This is a genomic window from Chromobacterium sp., from assembly GCF_041912965.1.
GTDB classification, from domain to species: Bacteria; Pseudomonadota; Gammaproteobacteria; order Burkholderiales; family Chromobacteriaceae; genus Chromobacterium; species Chromobacterium aquaticum.
Map to the genome: position 1 here is coordinate 76,664 of NZ_JAYSGF010000018.1, position 10,159 is coordinate 86,822.

Below are 10,159 nucleotides of genomic sequence, written 5' to 3' on the forward strand. Positions count from 1 at the left end.
TTTGGAACTTGAAAACTGACCAAAAACGTCACTTTTTTACGTTAAACAGTAGTCGCGGCAGGCTATATGACGGAGGAAAACCGGGCTACATAAAGATGGCATGATTCCTGCTGAAAATTCAGGCAGTCACCAGGTATGGAGCCAATAGATAATGAGGAGTGGAGCGTCTGGTTTTACCCTGATCGAGTTGATGATCGTGGTGGCGATTATCGGTATTCTGGCCGCGATAGCAATACCGGCGTATCAAGACTACGTGATTCGTTCAAAAGTGGCCGAGGGCTTGACTTTCATTGATCATGCCAAAACCACGGTCAGCGAGTCTTATCTGGCAAATAATGCATGGCCGGCCAATAATGCTAGTGCTGGAATGCCCAGTGTGCTGGCGGGAAATTATGTCAGCAATGTTCAAATCGCTCTTAGTAGCGGGGTGAGCATGATTACAGCCACATTTCAAGCCAGCGCCGTGCCAGGTTTGAGTGTGGTCTTTACTCCAAGTCTAGCAAGTAGCGGCGCGGTGCTGTGGAGTTGTTCGGGGCAAGGGCAGAACATGCAATACCTGCCGTCTTCTTGTCGTTAGAGTATTATTTCTGGAGATTTGTATGAGCAAAAGTGTGCAACAGGGCTTTACCCTGATCGAGTTGATGATTGTGGTGGCAATCATTGGTATTTTGGCGGCGATTGCAATTCCTGCATATCAGGATTATACGATCCGAGCCAAAGTTAGTGAAGGCTTGGCCGCCGTTGCCGCAGCTAAAACATCCATTTCCGAAATGGCGATTTCGAATGGTGTTATGCCAGTGAATGCATCTGGTAATGCTGCCTTTACTTCTCCCACAACTAAGTATGTTACCTCAGTTGGTTATGCACAAACCAGTAATACAGTAGGGGTGTTGACGGTTGTTATGACCGCCTCCAGCTTGGGTGGCAATGTAACCAGTACGGCTAATCAGTTTTCTTTGACCGGGACATTGGCTAGTGGGACGGTGACCTGGGTATGTGGTGCTGCGGCATCTGCGACGATACCAACCCAGTATCTCCCAGCGAACTGCAGGTAAAAATTATATTTAGAATTAATGGGGCCCCACTAGGGGGCCTTTCGATTTTTAGGCTGATATGATTATCAATCGCGCTGGGGTGTTTGGTGGTATTTTATCGCTTGCCATTGTTTTGCCATTGCTGAGCTTTGTTCGATTTTATCCATTGCCAGATTGGATTTCCAGCGCCATTGCCTTGGTTTTTGTTTGCGCTGGGATTCTGCTTGCATTGTTCCAGCGGGTAGACGGACAACTATCAATTGCCTCGATAGGAGTGCTGGCATTTGCTATTTACTGTTTGCTGCAAGTCAATGTGGATGGGGCTACATTTGGTTTGATTTTTTTATTGTTTTTTGTTTTGTTGCTTTATTTGCCCCATTATGCAGAGATGGATTTTCAAGTCTTTATTGCTGTGTTGGCTGGTAGTCTGCTTTTGGCTGCGCTGGTACAGTGTGTTTTAGGTTGGATTCAGTTGCTGGGTTTGGCGCCGAGCATGCATGGCTTTGTTTTATTTGAAAGAAGTAATCCGGTAGGCTATGTGTTCGGAAATATTGGTCAGAAAAATCTATATGCCGATTTTTTGATGTGGGGTGTGATTTCGGCTTGCTACCTCTTTGCTATTGGAAGGTTGAATAAAGCGCTATTAGGCTTGTGTCTGATAATTTTAGCACTCATGGTTGCTTGGTCGGGGTCGAGGTTGCCATTGGCCTATGTAGCGGGTTTGGTTCTGCTGGGCTGGTTTTGGTTGCATAAGGCTAAAGAAAATGTTGTGGTACGCCGCATGGTGGCGGCCGTGATTGGTTTTGTCATCTTGTCTGTCTTCGTGCAGTTTTTTAGCCATAGCCTGATTCAGATATTGCATTACTTGGGCTTGAATATTGAGGCGCAGAGCGGCTCGGAGCGAATATTGGATGGGGGCTTCGGTGCTCGGCGCCGTATCGAATGGACCAAAGCATGGGATATTTTCAAGGTACACCCATGGTTCGGAGTGGGGTTTGGTGGATTCTCCGCCTTGTCGACTCAGATGGAGGTCTATGCCGGTCTACCTAAGATGCCGGAGAGCTGGTTGTTTACACACAGCCATAATCTAGTATTTCAACTGTTGGCGGAAACTGGACTGGTGGGAACCGCCATTGCGATTATCGGGGTGCTGGTGCCAGTTTGCAGGTTTTTGCGTAGAGGCGAACAAACTGCGGAAAATCTGCTCTTACTTAGCGTGACGATGGTGATATTGGTCCACAGTATGTTCGAATACCCATTATGGTATTTGCCTTATTTGTTAATGCTATGTATCGCTTGTACACTCGCACCGGGCAGACGTTACGCGCCGCCGGCGAGGGCTAGTATGCTCAAAGCAGTCTCAGTTGCTGCTGTTGTTATCTGTGTGTGCTATCTCGCTGCCGGAATGATGGTTTTCTCTATGCTGGTCCGTTATAGTGTGCCTGCGGCATCGCCCCAGGCCAGAGAGCTGGCGATCAAAGAATTAGGTTCGGTGCCTAATTTCCCGCTTTGGTCCTGGGATGTCGATATGGCCTTGGCCAATTACATTGAGCCCAGCAAGGAGCAATTGCCAATCAAGTTGCAGTTTTTTGAACGCTTAGCCAGCTACCGGCCTTATCCATCGGTACTAGTGAAGCTGAGTGTACTGCAGGCTTTGAACCAGCAACCTAAGCAGGCAGAGGCAACACTGCGTGTTGCGATTGCCAATTATCCGGATTACGCCCCCCGCTTCGTGCCGATGCTCACTTCTCATCCAGAGTCGGAGGTTGCCCCGTTGCGAAGTAGGTTGTTAGTTGCAGCGGAGGCCTATGGGAAACTCGTGCCGAACATGGAGCAGGCTCGGCTTGCCGCAGTGATGACGGCTGCGGAGCCGGTTCGTCGGAAGCCGCTGTTTTGATGATGCGGCGTTTGAGCTTGCCTCGCCATCAGGTATGCTTCGGCTTTGACTCTGCAAGATTGTTTCTAGCCGCATGACCTTTCGAACCCTGACTTCCCGTTTGGCGATGCTGGCCTTGTGCCTGATCGCCATCTTGCCTTTCGCCTCGCGCATCCATTATGTGCCGCTGCCGCAGTGGTTTGGCGAGATCAATGTGGTCTGGCTGCTGTTGGCCGCCGCGGCGTTCCTGCTGCCCAGCGGCGGCTTGTTCCGGCAGTTGCCGCGAGCGGCTTGGTGGTGCTTGGCTTTGGCCGCTATCTGGGCGCTGCAGCCATACTGGCTTGCCCTGTTGTTTCCCGGCATGAACTACGCGGTGGCGCTGGCGTGGCTGGCGGCGGCATTATTGGCCGCGGTCACGGCGTCCTTGCGCGAGGAGTTGGGCGAGCGGAGCTTTGCGGTGTGGCTGGCTTGGGGCTTGCTCGCTGGCGGCTTGGTGCAGGCAGCGATCGGAGTGGCCCAGCTTACCGGTTATGCCGCCGACCTGGGCTTGTTCTACGATGGCGCGCATCCGACGACGAATATTTTCGGCCATATCGGCCAGCGCAATCAGTATGCGCACTATCTGATGTGGTCGGTGGTGGCCGCCGTTTATTTGTACGCGGCGGGCAACTTGCCGCGCTGGGGGCTGGCCATCCTGATTTTCGGCCTGTCCTTGATGTTGGGATGGGCCGGTTCGCGCACCATACTGCTGTATCTGGTGGCGCTGTCCGTCTTGGCAGGGCTGTGGCACTGGCGCATTGGCAGCGCTGAGTCGCGCCGCATGCTGTGGGCGATGTGGCTGTCGTGCTTGTCAGTGCTGGCGATGCAGTTCGCCTTGCCTTGGTTCAATCACCTATTGTCCTGGTTGACGCATGAGAATCTGCAGAACGCGTCTGGCCTGGCCCGCCTGGCGGCCAATGGCGACGATATGGGCTCGCGCCGCTTCGCGGAAATGCATAAGGCGTGGTTGAGCTTCCGGGCGCATCCGGTCACGGGAGTGGGTTGGTCGCAATTCGCCGCTGAGAGCGTGCGCTTGCAACCCCTGCCACAGTTCGCCGCCGCCGGTTTCAATAGCGGCTTGTTCACCAATTCCCATAATCTGATCTTGCAGTTGCTGGCGGAGATGGGCGGCGTGGTGACGGTATTGATCGTCGCTGGTTTCATCTGGGTGTTGTGGCCGTTCTTCAGTCAGCGCGCCAGCCTGGAAGGTGTGCTGGCGCTGGGTTGTCTGGCCGTGACCTTGACGCACAGCATGCTGGAGTATCCGCTGTGGTATTACTATTTCCTGGCAATGCTGGTGGTGTTCGCGGCGATGGCGCCGCGTGGGCAGCGACAGCTGGCCTGGCCTCTGCGGCTGCCGCTGTTCGCCGCCTTGATCTGGGTGGGCTGGCTCTCGTTCAGCAGTCTGTCCATGTTCTGGGAACTGGTGGGCTTATACACGCCGACCAATGACGCCAAGCGAGATGCCGCGCGGATGGAGCGTCTGATCGAGATCGCCGAGACCCAGCCGCTGTTTGCCTACCATGCCATGTACACGGTGGATGATTACCTGAAAGTAAGTCCGGATCAGTTGGCGCGCAAGCTGACCTTGGAAAATCGCCTGACCGCGTTCCGGCCGTATCCCGAGGTGATGTTGAAACGCGCGCAGCTGGAGATTCTGGCGGGCCAGCAGTCGCAGGCGGAGCAGACGCTGCGGATGACTTTGGCGTCGTTCCCGACTTACGCCGGGGTGTTCCTGGGGACGTTGGACGATGATAATGCCGACTGGGAACCCTTGCGAGAAGTGGCGCGTGACGCTTATGCCAAGCTGTCGGCCAAATACCAGACCATCAACGAGTAGCTCGGTAGCGGGTCGCAAAGAAAAAACCACAGGCAAGCCTGTGGTTTTTTTGTGGGCGCGGGGGGCGGAATCAGCCGTCGATGACGACGCCCTGGCTCAGCGCGGTTTTCATCTTGCTCAGCGCCTTGGCTTCGATCTGGCGGATGCGCTCAGCGGATACACCGAACTCCGCGGCCAATTCGTGCAGCGTGGAGCCGCTGTCGTCGGCCAGCCAGCGAGCTTCGACAATACGGCGGCTGCGCGGGTCCAGCGTGGCCAGCGCCTGCTGCAGTCCTTCGGTTTGCAGGTGGTCGAAAGCGCGACGCTCTAGTTCTTTGGTCGGCTCATTGTGATGGTCGGCCAGCCAGTCAATCGGCGCGTAGCTGTCATCATCGTTGTCGTCCGCCAGTAGCGCGATATCCTGGCCACTCATGCGGGTTTCCATCTCGCGGACTTCTTCCGGCTTGACGCCAAGATCGTCGGCAATCTGGCGAGCCTCGTTTTCCGACAACGCGGAAAAACTGCTCTTCATGCTGCGTAGATTGAAGAACAGCTTGCGCTGCGGCTTGGTGGTGGCGATGCGCACCAAGCGCCAGTTGCGCAGGATGAATTCGTGAATCTCTGCCTTGATCCAGTGCACGGCGAAGGAGAACAGGCGCACGCCACGATCGGGCTCGAAGCGCTTGACCGCCTTCATCAGGCCGATATTGCCTTCCTGGATCAAGTCGGCTTGCTGCAGGCCGTAGCCGGAGTAGCCGCGGGAAATCGATACCACCACGCGCAGGTGCGAAAGCACCAGCTGGCGCGCGGCTTCCAGGTCGTTTTGCTCCTGAAAGCGCGTTGCAAGCTCGTTTTCCTGCTCAGGCGTCAGCATGGGTACGCTGTTAACAGCTTGGATGTATTGCTCCAGGCTGCCGCTGGTGGACGGGACGGGCAAAGCAAATGTTGTGGTCATCTGTATAACTACCTCCTTGGGTAGTGATATGTTAGCACTCGTATATGGAGAGTGCTAGCAATGAAAGGTTCCTGCGTCAATGATTTTTTCTATTGACTCGATAGTAACGCAGTGGCCTTCTAGCGGCGTGAACAGACTGATTAATAGTTGTTGAGCCGCTTACATAGCGGCTCGTCACGGGTTATTTGGGCTCTATCTTGCGCAGGTGGTGATCCGAGGCCAAGCGGGCGCCGAGCATGGCCAGCATTGCCGATGCGGCGATGGCGATGGCGAGTTCAACCGGGCTCAAATTGCGTAATTCGACTCGTTCGCCATAAAGCTGTGCAAAGTCGCGAATCGCCGGGTTGGCCACCGTGGTCAGCCAGGCGGTCAGCCCCCAGGCGGCGAGTCCGGCGAGTATGCCCTGCCACATCGCGTGATACATGAAGGGACGGCGGATGAAGCTGTCCGGCGCGCCTATCAGTTTCGACACTTCGATTTCATCCTGGCGCGCCAGGATCTGCATGCGGATCGCGTTGTTGGTGACCAGGACCAGTGCGATGCCGAGCGCGGCGGCGAGGAACCAGGTCAGATGCTTGCCCATCTCCACCATGCCGTACAGGCGCTTGGCCCAGTCCGCGTCAAACTGGGCTTGCTCCACCATGGGCAGGCCGGAAAGCTCTTTTTGCAGCATCTCCAGTTCGCGCGGCTCCAGCGCCTTTGGCGTGACGACGAAGGCGTCGGGCAGGGGGTTGCTGTCCAGGCCATCGGTCAGGCCCGGCAAGCCATTGCGCTTTTCCATATCGGCCAGCGCGCGGTCCTTGCTGACAAAGCTGTAGCTCTTGACCTTGGGGTGGTGAGTCAAGGTGGAGGTCACCGCGGCCAGATCGGCTTCTTCCGCCGACAACTCCATGAACAAGGTGACTTGAGGCGTGGCGCTCAGCCTCCCCACCCAGTCTTGCACGCTGCTGATGGCAAGGTAGAGAGAGAGTGGCAGCGCCAGCGCCAGCGACAGCATCAGCAGGGTCAGCAGGCTGCCGAATGGTTGGCGCAAAATCTTGAGCAGCGCGAGTTTGGCGCTTTGCCAGTTCAGGTACAGATAGTGTTTCATGCGGCAAATTGTCCTTCCCGCAGCCGGATGATCCGGCGGCCGTAGTCTTCCATCAGGGTTTCGTCGTGAGCGGAGATCAGCACGGTGACGCCGACTTGGTGGAAGGATTTGAACAATTCCATGATGTCCAGCGCATAGGCGCGGTCCAGGTTTGCCGATGGCTCGTCTGCCAGCAGAATACTGGGGCGATGCACCACGGCGCGGGCGATGCACAGGCGCTGCTGCTCGCCGCCGGACAGGCGGATCGGCATGGTTTTTTCCTTGCTGAGCAGGCCCACCTTATCCAGCGCCGCACGCACGCGCTTGGCGGCATCGCGGCGGTCGAAGCCGATGATGTCCAGCGGCAGCATCACATTGTCGAACACGCTGCGGTCGAACAGGATTTTGTGATCCTGGAACACCAGGCCGATATGCTGGCGCACATAGGGAATCTGGCTGGAACGCAGCTTGGACAGGTTCTGGCCGTTGACGATAACGCCGCCGGCGGTGGCCCGCTCAATGCCGGCGACCAGTTTGAGCAAGGTGGACTTGCCCGCGCCGGAGTGGCCGGCGAGAAAGACCATTTCTCCGGTGTCGATGTTGAAGGACAGGTTTTTCAGGGCTTCATTGCCACCGGGGTAGCGCTTGGTAACCTGGTCGAACTGGATCATTATTCTGTTCCCGCTTTAGCTGGTGACGGCATGTGTGAGAGCGCGCAAAGGACTGCGCGTTCAGTCGAACAGCGCGTCGATATAGTCCTTGGCCTTGAACGGGCGCAGGTCGTCTATGCTTTCGCCGATGCCGACGAAGCGCAAGGGAACCGGGCGCTGCTTGGCGATGGCGGCGATCACGCCGCCCTTGGCGGTGCCGTCCAGCTTGCTCAAGATCAGACCGGTCAGGCCCAGCGCATCGTCGAAGGCCTTGACCTGATTGATCGCGTTCTGGCCGATATTGGCGTCAAGCACCAGAATGATTTCGTGCGGGGCTTCCGGCAGCGCTTTCTGGATCACCCGCTTCACCTTGCGGATTTCCTCCATCAGGTGCAGTTGGGTGGGCAAGCGGCCAGCGGTGTCGGCCAGTACAATGTCGATGCCGCGGGCGATGGCTGCCTGAATCGCGTCATAGCAGACGGCGGCGGAGTCGCCGCCTTGCTGGGCGATCACGGTGACATTGTTGCGCTCGCCCCAGGCCATCAATTGCTCGCGGGCGGCGGCGCGGAAAGTATCGCCGGCGGCGAGCAGCACGCTCTTGCCCTGGCTCTGGTAGTACTTGGCCAGCTTGCCTATCGATGTGGTCTTGCCGGCTCCGTTGACGCCGGCCATCATGATGACGAAAGGCTTCTTGCCGTTGACGTCCAGGCCTTGCTCGAGCGGTGAGATCAAGTCGCTCAGCGATTCCTTCAGCGCGCCTTTCAGTTCGGCGGAGTCTTTCAGTCCTTTCAGCGAGACGCGTTCGCGCACATCGCCGAGCAGATGGTTGGTCGCGTCCACGCCCATATCGGCGGTGAGCAACACCGTTTCCAACTCCTCATACAAGTCTTCGTCGATCTTGCCGCCGCCAAACAGGCCGGCCAGGGACTTGCCAAGCTTGTCCCTGGTTTTGGACAGGCCGGCTTTCAGCCGCTCGGTCCAGCTCATCTTTTTCAAGGAGGCAGGTTCGGCCTCGGGGGCGCTGGGCTCCGCGGCGATGGCGATAGGGGCTTGCTCGGCGATAAGTTCGGGAGCGACCGGGGCGGGCTCTGGAGCCAAGGGCTCGGCATGTGCTTGCGGCGCCGGGGACTCCATTGCCTCAATCGGGGCGAGCTTCACCGTGCTATCGGTTTGCGCCTCCGTCGGCTGCGTGGGTTCGGATTTGGTTTTTCTTTTGAAGAAGCTAAACATGCGTTAAGGCCGGCTGAATTCGGTAAATGGCTAAATTGTATCCTCAAATGAGATGGCTTACCCAATTGTTGCTGCCAGGTGGCGACGAACGAGAAAATCCGGAATCTATATATAAGGAATAAACTGCCTACTGTGACATCGTGTGCGACAGATGGTGGCGGGTTTGCGCAACAATGAGGCGCGTCGGCGCGTATCGGGGTACACTCAGCCCCTTGTTTTTTGGGCAGGGCATTATGAGTCAGTCGCGTAACACGGTCAGAATCATCGGTGGCGAGTATCGACGCCGTCTGCTGCCATTTCCTGACGCTCAGGGTTTACGGCCAACGCCGGACCGGGTGAGGGAAACGCTGTTTAACTGGTTGGGGCAGCAGCTATACGGCAAATCCTGCCTGGATCTGTTCGCCGGCAGCGGCGCCCTGGGCTTCGAGGCGGCGTCGCGCGAAGCGCATCGGGTGGTGATGGTGGAGAAATCCCGCGTCGTGGCCGAATCCTTGAAAGCCAATCGGCAATTATTGTCCGCGATGGCGATAGACGTGGCGCCGCAGGAGGCCCTGGCTTATCTGAAAGCTTGCCGCGAGCGTTTCGATGTCGTCTTCGTCGATCCGCCGTTCGATTCCGACCTACTGGAGCAGGTGCTGCCGTTGTTGCCGCCGATGCTGAGCGAGGACGGCGTGGTATATGTCGAGGCACGGCGCTGGCCGGAAGCATTGCCGGGCTGGGAAGTGTTGAAACAGGCCAAGGCCGGGCAGGTGCACTACGGCCTGCTGCGCCGGGCGGCGGAGCCCGGTTGAGCCAGTATCCGCAGGCGGGCTCATAAATATATAACGGGGCGAGCTTGCGAGCCCGACTGTCGGGTGACAAAATTCATGATGTGGAATACTTGAGGAATTTACTATGTCTTTGATGATTACCGACGAATGCATCAACTGCGACGTCTGTGAGCCGGAGTGCCCGAACAATGCGATCTCGCAGGGCGAAGAGATCTACCAGATCGATCCCAATCTGTGCACTCAGTGCGTAGGTCACTACGATGAGCCGCAATGTCAGCAAGTCTGTCCGGTGGATTGCATCCCGCTGGATCCGGCCCATCCGGAGACGCAGGATCAGCTGCATCAGAAATATTTGAAAATCTCTGGGCAGGCGTAAACGCTAAGCTCATGAATTCATTGAGATCGCCCTGGCAGAGTCAGGGCGTTTTCGTTTTTTGCGTAAAATAATTAGAAAAAAGCGCAAAAAGCTGTTGACGGTGTTCAGAGCTATCTATATTATTCGGGTCTCTTTCAGGAGGGATTCCCGAGCGGTCAAAGGGATCAGACTGTAAATCTGACGGCTCTGCCTTCGAAGGTTCGAATCCTTCCTCCTCCACCAAGTTTTTGTTGCGGTTAGCGATGTCCGGTTCTGAAGTTTGGGCGTCGTGGGTGAAAAATCGAACGCGGGTGTAGCTCAATGGTAGAGCTGAAGCCTTCCAAGCTTAAGACGAGGGTTCG

10 protein-coding genes and 1 tRNA gene are annotated in these 10,159 nt (G+C 56.5%); 7 read left to right on the plus strand and 4 right to left on the minus strand.

Translation table 11 applies throughout. The features are described from left to right. Positions 1-151: 151 nt before the first annotated feature. The 4 genes from ACE3QM_RS11750 to ACE3QM_RS11765 all read left to right on the plus strand — a co-directional run bounded on the left by ACE3QM_RS11750 (position 152) and on the right by ACE3QM_RS11765 (position 4,789). Entirely contained in the window at positions 152-577 is a 426-nt protein-coding gene (locus tag ACE3QM_RS11750) for a pilin (RefSeq protein ID WP_374422051.1), read from the plus strand. Positions 578-599: 22 nt separating this feature from the next. Continuing rightward, positions 600-1,055 carry a pilin gene (locus ACE3QM_RS11755; RefSeq protein ID WP_374422054.1) on the plus strand — a complete coding sequence of 152 codons (456 nt, stop codon included), beginning with the start codon at positions 600-602 and terminating at the stop codon, positions 1,053-1,055. Positions 1,056-1,113: 58 nt separating this feature from the next. Then, positions 1,114-2,931, plus strand: coding sequence for a Wzy polymerase domain-containing protein (locus ACE3QM_RS11760; RefSeq protein WP_374422056.1), 1,818 nt, complete (start codon positions 1,114-1,116; stop codon positions 2,929-2,931). Positions 2,932-3,004: 73 nt separating this feature from the next. Then, positions 3,005-4,789, plus strand: coding sequence for a Wzy polymerase domain-containing protein (locus ACE3QM_RS11765; RefSeq protein ID WP_374422058.1), 1,785 nt, complete (start codon positions 3,005-3,007; stop codon positions 4,787-4,789). 70 nt (positions 4,790-4,859) lie between these two features. Here ACE3QM_RS11765 and rpoH read toward each other — a convergent pair whose 3' ends face one another. The 4 genes from rpoH to ftsY all read right to left on the minus strand — a co-directional run bounded on the left by rpoH (position 4,860) and on the right by ftsY (position 8,672). Next, the gene (gene rpoH, locus ACE3QM_RS11770) at positions 4,860-5,723 is read right to left on the minus strand and encodes an RNA polymerase sigma factor RpoH (protein ID WP_048411452.1); all 864 of its coding nucleotides are present in this window, start codon (positions 5,721-5,723) and stop codon (positions 4,860-4,862) included. A gap of 181 nt (positions 5,724-5,904) precedes the next feature. Continuing rightward, positions 5,905-6,813 (minus strand): permease-like cell division protein FtsX, encoded by a 909-nt coding sequence (ftsX, locus tag ACE3QM_RS11775; protein ID WP_374422061.1) that lies wholly within the window; start codon positions 6,811-6,813, stop codon positions 5,905-5,907. Continuing rightward, positions 6,810-7,463 (minus strand): cell division ATP-binding protein FtsE, encoded by a 654-nt coding sequence (gene ftsE, locus ACE3QM_RS11780; RefSeq protein ID WP_048411454.1) that lies wholly within the window; start codon positions 7,461-7,463, stop codon positions 6,810-6,812. Before ftsE ends, ftsX begins: the two co-directional genes overlap by 4 nt. A gap of 60 nt (positions 7,464-7,523) precedes the next feature. Then, positions 7,524-8,672, minus strand: coding sequence for a signal recognition particle-docking protein FtsY (gene ftsY, locus ACE3QM_RS11785; protein ID WP_374422064.1), 1,149 nt, complete (start codon positions 8,670-8,672; stop codon positions 7,524-7,526). Positions 8,673-8,905: 233 nt separating this feature from the next. Here ftsY and rsmD point away from each other — a divergent pair, with 233 nt between their 5' ends. From rsmD to ACE3QM_RS11800, 3 genes are all read left to right on the plus strand, one after another. After that, positions 8,906-9,463 carry a 16S rRNA (guanine(966)-N(2))-methyltransferase RsmD gene (gene rsmD, locus ACE3QM_RS11790; protein ID WP_374422066.1) on the plus strand — a complete coding sequence of 186 codons (558 nt, stop codon included), beginning with the start codon at positions 8,906-8,908 and terminating at the stop codon, positions 9,461-9,463. Positions 9,464-9,566: 103 nt separating this feature from the next. Next, on the plus strand, positions 9,567-9,818 hold the full coding sequence (locus ACE3QM_RS11795) for a YfhL family 4Fe-4S dicluster ferredoxin (RefSeq protein WP_048411456.1): 252 nt from the start codon (positions 9,567-9,569) through the stop codon (positions 9,816-9,818). Positions 9,819-9,955: 137 nt separating this feature from the next. Further along, positions 9,956-10,040, plus strand: a tRNA-Tyr gene (locus tag ACE3QM_RS11800). Positions 10,041-10,159 lie beyond the last annotated feature (119 nt).